Raw genomic sequence first — 13,635 nt, forward strand, 5'->3', positions numbered from 1 at the left:
GGGAAACCCTAAATAAAAAAGAGCAGGAGGGCATGTCCTCCTGCTCTCTGGATTCATTTCAGCGGAACACGAAATCCGGTTTTTTCTTCACATTATGGCTGCCGTCTACAAAGCGTACGGTGCCCGACCTGGCACGCATAACCAATGACTGCGTCGTCGCCTTCGGTCCTTTGTAGCGGACGCCTTTTAACAGTTCGCCATCTGTTACTCCGGTGGCCGCAAAGATCGCATCGTCGCCTCCGACAAGATCATCCATGTAAAATACTTTATTTACATCTTCAATCCCCATTCTTTTACAGCGTTCCAGTTCGGAATTGTCCTGTGGCAGCAGAATGCCCTGATGCTCGCCGCCCAGGCACTTGAGTCCTACGGCGGCAATAACGCCCTCCGGCGCCCCTCCGGAGCCAAGCAGAATATCAACGCCTGTTTCATCAAACGCTGTATTTATGGCGGCCGCCACATCTCCATCCGGAATAAGCTTGATGCGCGCTCCCGTATCGCGGACTTCCTGGATCAGACGGGAATGCCGGTCGCGGTGAAGCATAGTAACGACTACGTCTTCCACGTCTTTGCCTTTAGCTTTTGCCACCGCTCTTAAATTATCAATAACCGGGGCTTTAATATCCACCATTCCAACAGATTCAGGACCTACAGCCAGTTTTTCCATATACATATCCGGAGCATGGAGAAGTTTTTCATGGTCGGCAATGGCCAGAACAGCAATCGCGTTCCACACACCGCTTGCTACAATGTTGGTTCCTTCCAATGGATCCACCGCAACGTCTACACGGGGACCAAATCCGGTTCCGAGTTTTTCACCGATATAGAGCATCGGTGCTTCGTCCATTTCCCCTTCGCCGATCACTACAGTGCCTTTCATTGGGATCGTATCGAACACATCGCGCATTGCACTAGTTGCTGCCTCATCTGCTTCTACTTTTTTGCCTCTGCCCATCCAGCGGGCTGAAGATAGTGCAGCAGCTTCTGTCACTCGTACCAGTTCCATTGATAGACTTCTTTCCATGATAGTGTCCTCCTTTAAGTGGATTGGATGTATATACCAGCACCTGTATAAGAAGAGAACAGAAGCTGCCCTGCTCTGATCGCATGGGCAGCTCTGTTTTAAGCTTTATTATTCGCTTCGGTTATTCCAGTCTGCAAGAAACTGTTCAATTCCTTTATCCGTAAGAGGATGCTTTACAAGCTGCCCGATTACTTTCGATGGGAGCGTTGCAATGTGCGCTCCTCTTCGTGCTGCTTCTGATACGTGGATCGGATGTCTGATTGAAGCCGCAATAATTTCTGTAGGAATATCGTGAACCACAAAGATGTCGGAGATTTCATCAATTAAATGAAGGCCGTCCTGGCCGATATCATCAAGGCGTCCAAGAAACGGCGATACATAGGTTGCTCCGGCTCTGGCTGCCAGAAGAGCCTGCACGCCTGAGAAAATGAGTGTTACGTTTGTTTTGATGCCTTTATCGGAGAACGCTTTAACCGCTTTCAAACCTTCCAGCGTCATTGGTACTTTTACTGTAATGTTAGGAGCGATTTTAGAAAGCTCAAGCCCTTCTTCAATCATTCCTTCCGCATCAAGAGCAACTACTTCTGCGCTGACAGATCCGTCCACGAGGCTCGTGATTTCTTTCAGCCTGCTGTGAAAGTCCACGCCTTCTTTTGCAACCAGGGTTGGATTTGTTGTAACCCCTGCTAGTATGCCAAGGTCGTTGGCTTCTTTTATTTGATCTAAATTTGCTGTGTCAATGAAAAACTTCATAACATGACTCCTCCATTCGATTGATAATTCTAATAATACAGATATAATAGCGCTGTCATAATTACGTATAAAAAGAAACCTTCTTTAAAATAATACCTGGATTTGGTAAAAAAGAAAAGAGCTAACAGTAAAAGACGCCACGTATTATGCTGATGCCTTTTACTAGTCAGCTCTTCTTCCTATTATCTAATTAACCTTTGTTAGAAGAACCAAATTCCTGCATTTTTCCTTTAACAGTTGTCTTGATCGCATCACGTGCAGGACCAAGATATTTACGTGGGTCATACTGCTCAGGCTGAGCTGCAAGAGTATCACGTACTGCCTGTGCAGAAGTGATCTGGCTTTCTGTGTTTACGTTCACTTTAGCGTGACCGAAACGGATTGCTTTTTTCACGTCGTCTGTTGGAATACCAGTACCACCGTGAAGAACAAGCGGAATGCCGCCGATCATCTGATTGATTTCTTCCATACGGTCAAAGCCAAGGTTCGGCTCGCCTTTATAAGGGCCGTGTACAGATCCAAGAGCAGCTGCAAGGCAGTCAACGCCGGTCTGTTCTACAAGCTCTTTACACTCAGCAGGAATAGCATAAGCTGCTTCTGCATCATCAACGATCAAATCATCTTCCTGTCCGCCAACGCGGCCAAGTTCAGCTTCAACAGATACGCCTACAGAGTGGGCTACATCTACGACACGCTTTGTAATAGCGATATTTTCTTCAAGCGGGTGATGGGATCCGTCAATCATAACAGACGTAAAGCCTGCTTTAATTGCCTGGACGCAGCTTTCAAAGCTGGAACCGTGGTCCAAGTGAATAGCTACGGGAACCGTAACGTTGTATGCTTTGATGTAAGCTTTCACCATATCTACAACAAACTCAAATCCTCCCATGTAACGGGCAGCGCCCTCGGATACACCACAGATTACCGGAGATTTTTCCTCTTCTGCAGCCTGAAGGATGGCTTGTGTGAATTCCATGTTGTTTAAATTAAATTGACCTACTGCATAATTTTCTGCTTTAGCTGTTTCGAGCATTTCTTTCATTGATACTAAAGGCATGTTGGTCCTCCCTCTTCCATTTGAACAATATTTCCAGTAAAACAGCTGTTTCTTTTGTGAAAGAAACGTGAAAAAAGCTGTTCTAATGGTTTCTGTTTGTATTATAGCACATCATAATAAAAATTCATCTGCCCACCTTAAATGAGAACGGTTACTTCTTAAAAAAAAGATCAAAACCGCTCTTAGGCTAGGAATCTAAATGCAGCTTCACCTTTTCGCGGATAGTGGAAATGTCAAAAGGCTTCGCACAATGATCTGTAATGCCCAGCTCTTTTGCTTCGAGCATCATCTGTTCTTCGCCGAAGGCCGTCATTAGAATAACCTTCATCCCATTATCCGTTCCGCGTTTTTTGATTTCCCTCATAATCTCCAGGCCGTTCATGCCCGGTATCCGCATGTCGAGAAGCATAAGATCAGGCTTCTCCTCCTGCACAAGTTCCAGGGCCCCTTCTCCATTAGCAGACTGAAAGATCTCAAAGCCATCTTTTTTCAATACTTCATTGAGGAGCACCCGTATACCGTATTGATCATCTACAATTAAAATTTTTTTCATTTGAACTAACTCCTTACTATTGCGTATACATGTCTTTTCACCTAGAGCCGCTTCGTTAAACGTCCCGCTTTTCTTTTCGGGTCCCATCCTGCACAATAGAAGTCTGATTGTATTAAAAAGGAGAGATAGGATGAAGATATTTGCCACCCAGCTGCAGGGAATCTTCCAGTCCATTGCGTCCAAACAGGAAGAAGCATTTGAAGATGCATCCAGGCTGCTGCTGCAGGCCGGGTCAGGTACAGGTACGCTTTACATAGCTGCTGTGCCGGCTCTTAAAGGGACAGCCCTCTCGCTCTGCAGCCACCCGGATGCGCCGGAAGGAGTCGTTTACATCGACGTCCTTCCCGACGATATCCGGGAAACAGACCGTCTGCTGCTGCTTGCGGATTCTAAAGATACTAACGCCATATCTTCATGGCATAAAGCAGTAGTTCAGGCCTCTGCTTCCACCGTTATTATCGGTCCTGCTTCCGGGCAGGAGCATATAGAACCCGACCCGCTTGATGTATGGCTGTCCACCTTTGTGCGCGGCGGAATCGTTCCATCAGACACCGGCGAAAAGCATGGGGATCCAACAGCCCTTGCTGCCCTTTTTACCGGCCAGCTTTTGTTTTTGTATATGCAGGAAATGCTTGAGGAATTATCACTCTAAAAAAGGAGCCGCCCGCAGGGGCAGCTCCTTTTTTTGTATTTATTGTTTTTTCAGAGATGCTTTAATAAAGTCCCTGAATAACGGCTGAGGGCGCGTAGGTCTTGATACAAATTCAGGATGGAACTGAGAAGCCACGAAGTAAGGATGGTCGGCAAGCTCAATAATTTCCACCAGGCGTCCGTCCGGACTCGTACCACTGAAGATAAAGCCGGCAGACTCCAGTACTTCCCGGTAGGAGTTGCTGAATTCATAGCGGTGGCGGTGGCGTTCATACACCACTTCTTCTCCATATGCTTCCTTCGCTTTCGTGCCTTCTTTCAGTTTACATGGATACAGGCCGAGACGAAGGGTTCCGCCAAGGTCTTCCACGTCTTTCTGCTCCGGCAGCAGATCAATGACTGGGTCTTTTGCATGAGGATGCAGTTCCGCAGACCCTGCTTCCGGAAGACCTGCAACATTACGGGCAAATTCGACAGAAGCCAGCTGCATGCCAAGGCAGATACCAAAGAATGGCACATTGTTTTCACGTGCATGCTGAATAGCAAAGATTTTTCCATCAATGCCCCGGTCGCCGAATCCACCCGGTACAAGAATCCCGTCTACTCCGGAAAGAGTTTCCGCTGCATTTTCGCGCGTAATATTCTCCGAGTTAATCCAGCTGATTTTTACATCGGCATCAAACGCATACCCGGCGTGCTTTAATGATTCTGCTACCGAAAGATACGCATCCGGAAGAGCTACATACTTACCAACAAGCGCAATATTTACGGTGCCGGAAAGGTTCTGGACGCGGTTCACTAATTCTTTCCATTCCGTCATGTCTGCTTCCTTTGCATCCAAATGCAGGTAGTCGCACACAATCTGGTCGAGGTTCTGTGCCTGAAGCTCGAGCGGTACTTTGTAAAGCGTATCCGCGTCCTGGCATTCAATTACAGCGTTTTTGTTAATATCGCAGAAAAGTGCAATCTTTTCTTTCATTTCCTGCGGCACTGGTTTTTCTGTACGGACTACAATGATGTTTGGCTGAATGCCAAGGCTTCTCAGCTCTTTCACACTGTGCTGGGTCGGCTTGGATTTCATTTCCCCTGCTGCAGAAAGGTAGGGAATCAACGTACAGTGAAGATACAGCACGTTTTCCACGCCAACGTCACTTTTGATCTGGCGGATGGCTTCCAGAAAAGGAAGGCTTTCAATATCCCCGACCGTGCCCCCGATTTCTGTAATAACTACATCTGCATTGGTTTCCCGGCTTGCTCTATACACGCGTTCTTTTATTTCATTCGTTACATGAGGGATAACCTGAACCGTTCCGCCCAGGTAGTCCCCGCGGCGTTCCTTCCGGATAACAGAAGAATATATTTTCCCGGTTGTCACATTGCTGTTCTGGCTTAGGTTAATGTCAATAAAACGTTCGTAGTGCCCAAGGTCGAGATCTGTCTCCGCGCCGTCATCGGTCACGAATACTTCTCCGTGCTGATACGGGCTCATTGTGCCGGGATCTACGTTAATATACGGGTCAAACTTTTGAATTGTTACGCTTAGTCCGCGGTTTTTCAGCAGCCTTCCTAATGATGCTGCCGTGATTCCTTTTCCAAGCGAAGATACAACGCCACCTGTTACAAAAATATATTTGCTCGCCATCCCTCGATCTACTCCTTTGTATGTTAACTTCCTGCTTATTTCCTGCTATAAATGATTTCATGCGGTACCGGTAAAAGGGGCATGAAAACAAAAAAAAAGCAAAAGCGACACCTCACCCTCGGGAGGGGCGCCCTTTTGCTTGTTCGTCATTAACGTCAACGTTATGAATGAATTGATACGTTCTTGTAAAGCCCAAAAATGATTTTACCTAGCCTTTGAATAAAAGTCAAGGAGCTGCCTCCCGTAATTCTATTCTTCGATCTCGTCCGGCACTTTTGGTTTCTTTACGTTTCCGAATCCTTCTAAGTTGTCTTCGTCTTCGTCAGCGTCTTCCTTTGCGGAAAAATCATCCAACTCATCTTTGATATCTTCAAGATCGTCGTCAGACTCCGCTTCTTCTTCTAATTCAAAATCATCGTCTGAAGGTTTTTTTGGTTTCACGGTATCACTAAGCTCTTCATCACTCTGGTCAAGAGAATACCATTCTCTAAGGCCCCAGTGATTCTCGCCTAAATGAATAAACCGGCCATCCAGGTTAAAAGCTGTAAACAGCTTTGTTCGGCGGCGGCTTGTTTCTTCGTGATTCAACCCTTTCAGATCAACAATGCGATTGAATAACTGCTGGTAATCATATGGCTTTTTTTCCTCGTTCAATAATACAAAAGCCACCTCAATAGCGGACATTTCGACGATTTGTTCTTCCGTAAAATCGCGGATGCTCACTGGCCGCACATCCTTTCAGAAAGTATTCTTGCTGCCGGGTCAGATTCTTCATTATCCTATCTGCACCGTTAAAATCATACTTTCCATTATAAACATATTTTCTTTTAATTTACTAGTTATTTGATAAGGAATCTTTAAAATTACATATTTCTCCGGTATTGGCCGCCTACTTCATACAAAGCGTGCGTAATCTGGCCGAGACTTGCCGTCCGCACCGTTTCCATAAGCTCTTCAAATACATTGCCTCCGGATACAGCCGTTTCCTGCAGCCGTCTCAACGACTCCGGGCCTTCTTTTTCATGCTTCTGCTGAAACTGACGGAGGGCTGCAATCTGGCTGTCTTTTTCTTCTTTATCTGCACGGGCCAGCTCCATATCAAACACGGTTTCATCTTGTTCAGGCGCCAGGTACGTATTTACACCGATGATCGGCAGTTCACCCGTATGTTTCTTCATTTCATAATACATCGATTCTTCCTGGATTTTCCCACGCTGATACTGGGTTTCCATCGCGCCGAGCACGCCGCCCCTGTCGTCGATGCGGCTCATTTCCTGAAGCACCGCTTCTTCCACCAGTTCCGTCAATTCTTCTAAAATGAAAGATCCCTGGGTGGAATTTTCGTTTTTGGCAAGGCCGAGCTCTTTCGTAATAATCATCTGAATGGCCATGGCCCGTCGGACTGAGCTTTCCGTCGGTGTGGTTACCGCTTCGTCATACGCATTCGTATGAAGTGAATTACAGTTATCGTAGATAGCCAGAAGCGCCTGGAGCGTAGTACGGATGTCATTAAAGTCCACTTCCTGGGCGTGCAGGGACCGGCCTGACGTCTGTACATGATACTTCAGCTTCTGGCTTCGTTCATTGCCGCCGTACTTTTCTTTCATCACCACAGCCCAGATTCTGCGGGCTACCCGGCCGATCACGGCGTATTCTGCATCGAGTCCGTTGCTGAAAAAGAAGGACAGGTTGGCTGCAAATTCATCAATATCCATGCCGCGGCTTAAATAATACTCTACATACGTAAACGCATTGGAGAGCGTAAAAGCGACCTGACTGATCGGATTGGCTCCCGCTTCCGCGATATGATAGCCCGAAATCGACACCGAATAGTAGTTACGCACTTTGTTATCAATAAAGTACTGTTGAATATCCCCCATCATCCGGAGAGCAAACTCCGTTGAAAAAATACACGTGTTCTGGCCCTGGTCTTCTTTTAAAATATCAGCCTGGACTGTTCCACGAACCGTGGCCAGTGTTTCTGCCTTGATTTCCTGCTTTTCTTCTTCCGAAGCCGGCCGTCCTTCTTTTTCCGCAAATAAATCCAGCTGCTGATCGACGGCGGTATTCATAAACATAGCCAGAATAATAGGCGCCGGCCCGTTTATAGTCATGGAAACAGAAGTGGTCGGTGAAATCAGATCGAATCCCTCGTAGAGCTTTTTCATGTCTTCAAGCGTACAGATGCTTACTCCGCTTTCCCCGACTTTTCCGTAAATATCCGGGCGCTCGTCCGGGTCTTCTCCATATAAAGTGACCGAATCAAAAGCGGTGCTCAGCCTTTTTGCTTCATCATCCTTGGAAAGATAATGAAATCTCCGATTGGTCCGGGCAGGCGTGCCTTCTCCGGCAAACTGCCGTTTGGGGTCCTCGCCTTTGCGTTTAAACGGAAACACACCAGCCGTAAATGGATAGGATCCCGGAATGTTTTCAAGCATCTGCCATTCTATGATCGCTCCCCAATCTTTGAAACGGGGAAGCGCCACACGCTTTACTTTTAAACCGGAAAGCGTTTCTACATTTAGTTCCGTGACAATTTCCCTGCCCCGGGATTTCGAGGTAAAGGTATCGCCGTTGTACGCTTCTTTTAACTCTTCCCAGCCGTCAAGAAGCCCCTTCGCTTCCGGATCGAGCTGCTTTTCTATCTGCTCTTTTATGCCTTCAAGCTCCTTGAGCGTGTCCGGGCCGCCTTCGCTCTGTTCGAGAAGACGCATCGTGCCGTCAATTTGAAAAAGCTTCCGTGCAGTTTCCGCCTGCTCGGCTGCATGTTCTTTGTATCCCCGCACCGTCTGAACGATTTCCCGTAAATACGGGGTCCGGTCTGCAGGTATAATCATATCTTTTTTACCGGTTTCTTCGTCTGTATTAATCGTTGTTTCCCAGTCTACGCCGCACTTTTTTTCAATAGCCTGAATGATTTCGGAAAAAAGGATATTCGTGCCGGGGTCGTTAAACTGGCTTGCTATTGTACCGTAAACAGGCATTTCTTCTGTCCGTCTATCGAACCACTCCCGGCTGCGCTGGTACTGTTTTCTTACGTCCCGAAGCGCATCCTCTGAGCCTTTACGGTCAAATTTATTGATGGAAATAACGTCGGCAAAATCAATCATATCGATTTTTTCCAGCTGGGATGGTGCCCCGAATTCACTTGTCATGACATAAAGCGACACGTCGGCAATCTCGGCAATTTCCGCATCCCCCTGGCCGATGCCGCTTGTTTCTACAATAATCAAATCGAACTCTGCCGCTTTAGCTACCTGAATAGCATCGCGGAGGCTGCTGGACGTTTCTGTTTTGGAGCTTCTGGTGGCGAGGCTTCTCATGAAAACCCGCGGGTGATGGATAGCGTTCATCCGGATCCGGTCCCCGAGCAGAGCGCCGCCTGTTTTCTGCTTAGTCGGATCAATAGACAGCACCGCAACGGTTTTATCGGTAAATTCCCGCAGGAAACGGCGCACCAGTTCATCGGTTAATGAGCTTTTTCCGGCGCCCCCTGTTCCTGTAATACCAAGCACCGGGTATGTCTCCTCGGTGCGCTGGATCGAGAGGAGCGCTTCTTTCCACGGACCCGTCCGCAGGTTTTCATTTTCCGCTACTGTCATAAAGCGGGCTACCGCCTGATCGTTTTTTTCTTTAATATCTTTGAGCGAAAATACCTGATCTGATTTTACCGGAAAATCACACTCTTCAAGCATTTGGCTGATCATGCCGCGCAGGCCGAAGGTTCTTCCGTCGTCAGGAGAAAAAATATGGGCAATCCCGTATGCATGAAGCTCTTTAATTTCAGGGGGATTGATTACTCCACCCCCGCCTCCGTATATGCGGATATGGCCGGCTCCTTTTTCCTGGAGAAGGTCGTAGCAGTATTTAAAATATTCCATATGGCCGCCCTGATAAGAAGAAATTGCGATGCCCTGAACGTCTTCTTGTATGGAAGCGTTTACAATTTCTTCAACAGAACGATTATGTCCTAAATGAATAACTTCCGCTCCTCCTGCCTGAAGCAGACGCCTCATAATATTAATCGAGGCGTCATGTCCATCAAACAGGCTGGAAGCAGTAACAAACCGTACCGGGTTTTTCAACGTATGCATTTCCTGTACTGCCATCCTGCATTCCTCCCTTTTGTATCCTACTTTGTTTCAGCGACCAGACTCGAAAGCAGCAGTTTGCTCTGGACAGCCGTATATTCTTCCAGTGTGCAGGCTCTCTGCACGGTCCAGCGGCGGAATGTCCACATCTGTCCGGCAATCATAATGTTATTGGCCAGTATTTCCATTTCCATCGGGTTTAACGGGCCGATGCTGCCTGCTTCTGACGCTTCCCGAACAGCACTTTCTACAAGTCCGGTCATTTCCGCTTCTTTTTTCAATACATAGGACAACGATTCTTTCGGAAGAGATTTGGCTTCCTGGTACATAATAAGCACCTCGTCCTGCATTTCGTCCATTACTTTAAAAAGCGAGGCAATGACTTGTTTAAGCCGGTCCATTCCCGCTTCCTGTTTTGCAAGATGGGCATCCAGGCGGGTTCTTACTTCTTCGTATATCGAATCACAGACCAAATAGAGAACGTCTTCTTTGGAGCCGATGTACTCATACAGCGTACCGATGCTGAAGCCGGCTTCTTTTGCCATTTCGCGCGTGGTCGTCCGGTGAAAGCCTTTTTCTTTGAAAAGCTTTACCGCTCCTTTTATTAACTGTTCTCTTCTGATTTGTATGAGCTGCTCGTCTTTTACCATGGAAGGCACTTTTTTCTTCTGCATGCTTCTCCTCCTGTATTCATCAGTCGTTGAGCAACATTTTACCGATAACGAGACGCTGGACTTCATTTGTCCCTTCGTAAATCTGGGTGATTTTAGCATCCCGCATGTACCGCTCGACTGGATAATCTTTCGTGTATCCGTAGCCACCGAATACCTGAACTGCTTCTATCGTAACATCCATCGCTGAATCGCCTGCAAACAGCTTCGACATAGCAGACTCTTTTCCATATGCGATTCCGGCACTTTCGTTCCAGGCCGCCTGGTAGGTCAGCAGACGGGAGGCTTCCACTTTCACAGCCATATCGGCCAGTTTAAAGCTGATTCCCTGCATGCTGGCAATCGGCTTTCCGAACTGCTTTCGTTCCTTCGCGTAGTCAACCGCAGCATCAAGCGCGCCCTGGGCAATGCCCACCGCCTGGGCGGCAATGCCGTTGCGCCCGCCGTCAAGTGTTTTCATGGCAATAGCAAATCCCTGTCCTTCGCTTCCGAGCAGGTTTTCTTCCGGCACGCGGCAGTCTTCAAAAATAATTTCCGTTGTAGGAGACGAGCGGATGCCGAGCTTTTTTTCTTTCTTTCCTACCGAAAACCCGGGGAAGTTTTTTTCTACAATAAATGCGCTTACCCCTTTATGCTTTAAGGCGGGATCTGTTACGGCAAATACGATATAGACATCGGCTTCGCCTCCGTTGGTAATAAATATTTTCGATCCATTCAGAATGTACTCCCCGTTTTCTTTTTTTGCTGTTGTTTTCATGGCGGCAGCATCAGAACCTGATCCGGGCTCTGTAAGGCCGTAAGCGCCCATCATTTCACCGGAAGCCATCGCGGTTAAATATTTTTGTTTTTGCTCCTCTGTTCCATAAGTATAAACCGGCCAGCCTGCTAAGGAAAGGTGCGCAGACAAGGTTACGCCCGTTGATGCACATACTCTGGAAAGCTCTTCTACAGCAATGACGTAGCTTACGTAGTCGCCGCCTATGCCTCCGTACTCTTCCGGCCACGGTATTCCGGTAAGTCCCAGCTCTGCCATTTTGTTAAAAATACTGCGGTCAAACCGTTCTTCTTCGTCCCGTTCTTCCGCGGTCGGTGCCACTTCCTTGTTGGCAAAGTCGCGTACCATTTTTCTTATCATCTGCTGTTCATCCGTTAGTCCAAAATCCATATGTCTCTCTCCTTTTTACGCCATCAGGCTTTTTCCAATTACAATCCGCTGTATCTCACTTGTTCCTTCATAAATTTCGCACACTTTTGCATCACGGAAAAAACGTTCCACCGGATATTCTTTTGTATAGCCGTAGCCGCCGAATACCTGGACTGCCTCAACCGCTACGTCCATTGCCGTTTTTGAGGCAAACAGTTTGGTCATGGAGGTCGATTGAGCGGTCGCTTTTCCTTTTTCATAGGCGTCTGCTGCCTGATACACAAAAAGCCGGGCTGCTTCCACTTTTGTGGCCATATCAGCTAGTTTAAAGCTGATTCCCTGCATCGAGCCGATCGGCTTTCCGAACTGTCTGCGTTCTTTGGCGTAAGCGACAGCCGCTTCCAGTGCGGCTTCCGCTATGCCCAGAGACTGGGCGGCGATACCGATCCGCCCTGCATACAGATTGGATAAGGCAATTGAAAATCCTTCACCTTCCCTGCCGAGCAGGTTTTCAACAGGCACTTCGCATTGATCCAGGATAATTTCGCAGGTGTTGGACCCGTGCATGCCCATCTTCCGTTCTTTTTTCCCTACGAAAAAGCCCGGAAAGTTTTTTTCTACAATAAATGCACTAATGCCTTTTGCACCGGTTCCTGGAGTGGTCGACGCAAACACAATATAGGTGTCCGCCGCTCCCGCATTCGTAATGAACACTTTCGATCCGTTCAGCACGTAACGCCCGTCCTTCTTTTCCGCTGTTGTCTTCAGGCTGGACGCGTCACTGCCGGAGCCTGCTTCCGTAAGAGCAAACGCTCCGAGGTACTCCCCTGAGGCAAGCTTTGGAAGATAATGTGCTTTTTGTTTCTCTGTACCAAAATGAACGATCGGCATCGTTCCTACAGACGTGTGGACCGATAAAATAACGCCGAGCGCCGCACTTTTTTTCGATATTTCATGAATCGCCAGAATATAGGAAGAAAAGTCCATTCCAGTTCCTCCCCACTCTTCGTCGATCGGGATGCCCATAAAGCCCAATCCGGCCATTTTCTGCACAAGTTCCACCGGAAAGCGGTCTTCTTCTTCCATACGTGCTACTTCGGGAGCTACTTCCTTTTCAGCGAACTGTCTGGCTGTTTTCCGCATCATCTGCTGTTCGTCCGTCCATCGGAGATTCATTTTCCCGCCCCTATTCTTTAGGTGTATTCATAAAAACCGCGTCCTGTCTTTTTGCCGAGCCAGCCGGCCTTTACATATTTACGCAGCAGAGGGCATGGCCGGTATTTGTCCTCGCCCAGACCTTGATGCAGAATTTCCATAATATACAGGCACGTATCCAGTCCGATAAAATCAGCAAGCTCCAGCGGCCCCATCGGATGATTCATGCCGAGTTTCATGACGTTATCAATTCCTTTTACATCAGCCGTTCCTTCATGCAGCGTAAACACCGCTTCATTGATCATCGGCATTAAAATACGGTTCGCCGCAAAGCCCGGAGAATCCTGGACCTCCACCGCTGTTTTTTGGAGCGTTTCGATGACGTCCATTACCGCTTTGGTTGTTTCATCATTTGTAGCCAGTCCGCGGATTACTTCAACAAGCTTCATCACCGGGACCGGATTCATAAAGTGCATGCCGATAACCTGTTCGGTTCTTGTCGTTACAGCGGCTATTTCCGTGATAGGAAGCGAGGATGTGTTGGTAGCAAGAATAGCGCCTTCCTTTGCTTCGTCATTCAGCTGGGTAAAAATCGCTTTTTTGACTTCCATTTTTTCAGAAGCGGCTTCGATTATTAATTCAGCCCTCGCTACATCACTCAGAACATGAGAAGCATGCAGGCTTTTCATCGTCTGCTGTTGATTTTCAGCTGTCATTCTGCCTTTTTCGACGTTCCGCTCCAGTCGTTTTTGAATCGATGCCAGGCCGCTCTCGACCTGCTTTTCATTAATATCGTACAAATATACTTCGTATCCGGCCTCCGCGTGAACCTGAGCAATACCTGTTCCCATCTGTCCTGCGCCGATGACGGCTATTGTTTTAATTTTCATATGA

12 protein-coding genes are annotated in these 13,635 nt (G+C 47.6%); 1 reads left to right on the forward strand and 11 read right to left on the reverse strand.

Features of this window, described 5'->3' with window-relative positions; genetic code table 11:
• Positions 1-58 precede the first annotated feature (58 nt).
• The 4 genes from glpX to AC5W2J_RS02560 all read right to left on the reverse strand — a co-directional run bounded on the left by glpX (position 59) and on the right by AC5W2J_RS02560 (position 3,387).
• Positions 59-1,024 carry a class II fructose-bisphosphatase gene (glpX, locus tag AC5W2J_RS02545; protein ID WP_496057912.1) on the reverse strand — a complete coding sequence of 322 codons (966 nt, stop codon included), beginning with the start codon at positions 1,022-1,024 and terminating at the stop codon, positions 59-61.
• Between the two features lie 108 nt (positions 1,025-1,132).
• Positions 1,133-1,777: a fructose-6-phosphate aldolase gene (fsa, locus tag AC5W2J_RS02550; RefSeq protein ID WP_496057913.1), complete on the reverse strand. Its 645-nt coding sequence runs from the start codon at positions 1,775-1,777 to the stop codon at positions 1,133-1,135.
• A 190-nt stretch (positions 1,778-1,967) separates the two neighbouring features.
• Complete coding sequence (fba, locus tag AC5W2J_RS02555; RefSeq protein ID WP_496057914.1) at positions 1,968-2,834, reverse strand: class II fructose-1,6-bisphosphate aldolase; 867 nt, start codon at positions 2,832-2,834, stop codon at positions 1,968-1,970.
• Between the two features lie 187 nt (positions 2,835-3,021).
• Complete coding sequence (locus tag AC5W2J_RS02560) at positions 3,022-3,387, reverse strand: response regulator (RefSeq protein WP_496057915.1); 366 nt, start codon at positions 3,385-3,387, stop codon at positions 3,022-3,024.
• 130 nt (positions 3,388-3,517) lie between these two features.
• Here AC5W2J_RS02560 and AC5W2J_RS02565 point away from each other — a divergent pair, with 130 nt between their 5' ends.
• The gene (locus tag AC5W2J_RS02565) at positions 3,518-4,039 is read left to right on the forward strand and encodes a DUF2529 family protein (protein ID WP_496057916.1); all 522 of its coding nucleotides are present in this window, start codon (positions 3,518-3,520) and stop codon (positions 4,037-4,039) included.
• A 39-nt stretch (positions 4,040-4,078) separates the two neighbouring features.
• On the opposite strand, the gene pyrG is transcribed toward AC5W2J_RS02565, so the two are convergent.
• The 7 genes from pyrG to AC5W2J_RS02600 form a co-directional block, all read right to left on the reverse strand.
• Entirely contained in the window at positions 4,079-5,680 is a 1,602-nt protein-coding gene (gene pyrG / locus AC5W2J_RS02570) for a CTP synthase (RefSeq protein ID WP_496057917.1), read from the reverse strand.
• Positions 5,681-5,929: 249 nt separating this feature from the next.
• Entirely contained in the window at positions 5,930-6,403 is a 474-nt protein-coding gene (gene rpoE / locus AC5W2J_RS02575; protein WP_496057918.1) for a DNA-directed RNA polymerase subunit delta, read from the reverse strand.
• 140 nt (positions 6,404-6,543) lie between these two features.
• On the reverse strand, positions 6,544-9,789 hold the full coding sequence (icmF, locus tag AC5W2J_RS02580; RefSeq protein WP_496057919.1) for a fused isobutyryl-CoA mutase/GTPase IcmF: 3,246 nt from the start codon (positions 9,787-9,789) through the stop codon (positions 6,544-6,546).
• 23 nt (positions 9,790-9,812) lie between these two features.
• Positions 9,813-10,445 (reverse strand): TetR/AcrR family transcriptional regulator, encoded by a 633-nt coding sequence (locus AC5W2J_RS02585; RefSeq protein ID WP_496057920.1) that lies wholly within the window; start codon positions 10,443-10,445, stop codon positions 9,813-9,815.
• A gap of 19 nt (positions 10,446-10,464) precedes the next feature.
• Positions 10,465-11,607, reverse strand: a complete 1,143-nt coding sequence (locus AC5W2J_RS02590) for an acyl-CoA dehydrogenase (RefSeq protein ID WP_496057921.1) — start codon at positions 11,605-11,607, stop codon at positions 10,465-10,467.
• Positions 11,608-11,622: 15 nt separating this feature from the next.
• Positions 11,623-12,762, reverse strand: coding sequence for an acyl-CoA dehydrogenase (locus tag AC5W2J_RS02595; protein ID WP_496057922.1), 1,140 nt, complete (start codon positions 12,760-12,762; stop codon positions 11,623-11,625).
• Between the two features lie 17 nt (positions 12,763-12,779).
• Positions 12,780-13,631, reverse strand: coding sequence for a 3-hydroxybutyryl-CoA dehydrogenase (locus tag AC5W2J_RS02600; protein WP_496057923.1), 852 nt, complete (start codon positions 13,629-13,631; stop codon positions 12,780-12,782).
• Positions 13,632-13,635 lie beyond the last annotated feature (4 nt).

The organism is Sinobaca sp. SA16-1, from assembly GCF_059510515.1.

What these genes read in the sequence shown, in the direction of transcription:
- glpX (WP_496057912.1), bottom strand. Translation starts at nt 1,024, where the DNA reads ATGGAAAGAAGTCTATCAATGGAACTGGTACGAGTGACAGAAGCTGCT.
- icmF (WP_496057919.1), bottom strand. Translation starts at nt 9,789, where the DNA reads ATGGCAGTACAGGAAATGCATACGTTGAAAAACCCGGTACGGTTTGTT.
- AC5W2J_RS02565 (WP_496057916.1), top strand. Translation starts at nt 3,518, where the DNA reads ATGAAGATATTTGCCACCCAGCTGCAGGGAATCTTCCAGTCCATTGCG.
- AC5W2J_RS02590 (WP_496057921.1), bottom strand. Translation starts at nt 11,607, where the DNA reads ATGGATTTTGGACTAACGGATGAACAGCAGATGATAAGAAAAATGGTA.
- fba (WP_496057914.1), bottom strand. Translation starts at nt 2,834, where the DNA reads ATGCCTTTAGTATCAATGAAAGAAATGCTCGAAACAGCTAAAGCAGAA.
- pyrG (WP_496057917.1), bottom strand. Translation starts at nt 5,680, where the DNA reads ATGGCGAGCAAATATATTTTTGTAACAGGTGGCGTTGTATCTTCGCTT.
- AC5W2J_RS02585 (WP_496057920.1), bottom strand. Translation starts at nt 10,445, where the DNA reads ATGCAGAAGAAAAAAGTGCCTTCCATGGTAAAAGACGAGCAGCTCATA.
- fsa (WP_496057913.1), bottom strand. Translation starts at nt 1,777, where the DNA reads ATGAAGTTTTTCATTGACACAGCAAATTTAGATCAAATAAAAGAAGCC.
- AC5W2J_RS02560 (WP_496057915.1), bottom strand. Translation starts at nt 3,387, where the DNA reads ATGAAAAAAATTTTAATTGTAGATGATCAATACGGTATACGGGTGCTC.
- AC5W2J_RS02595 (WP_496057922.1), bottom strand. Translation starts at nt 12,762, where the DNA reads ATGAATCTCCGATGGACGGACGAACAGCAGATGATGCGGAAAACAGCC.
- AC5W2J_RS02600 (WP_496057923.1), bottom strand. Translation starts at nt 13,631, where the DNA reads ATGAAAATTAAAACAATAGCCGTCATCGGCGCAGGACAGATGGGAACA.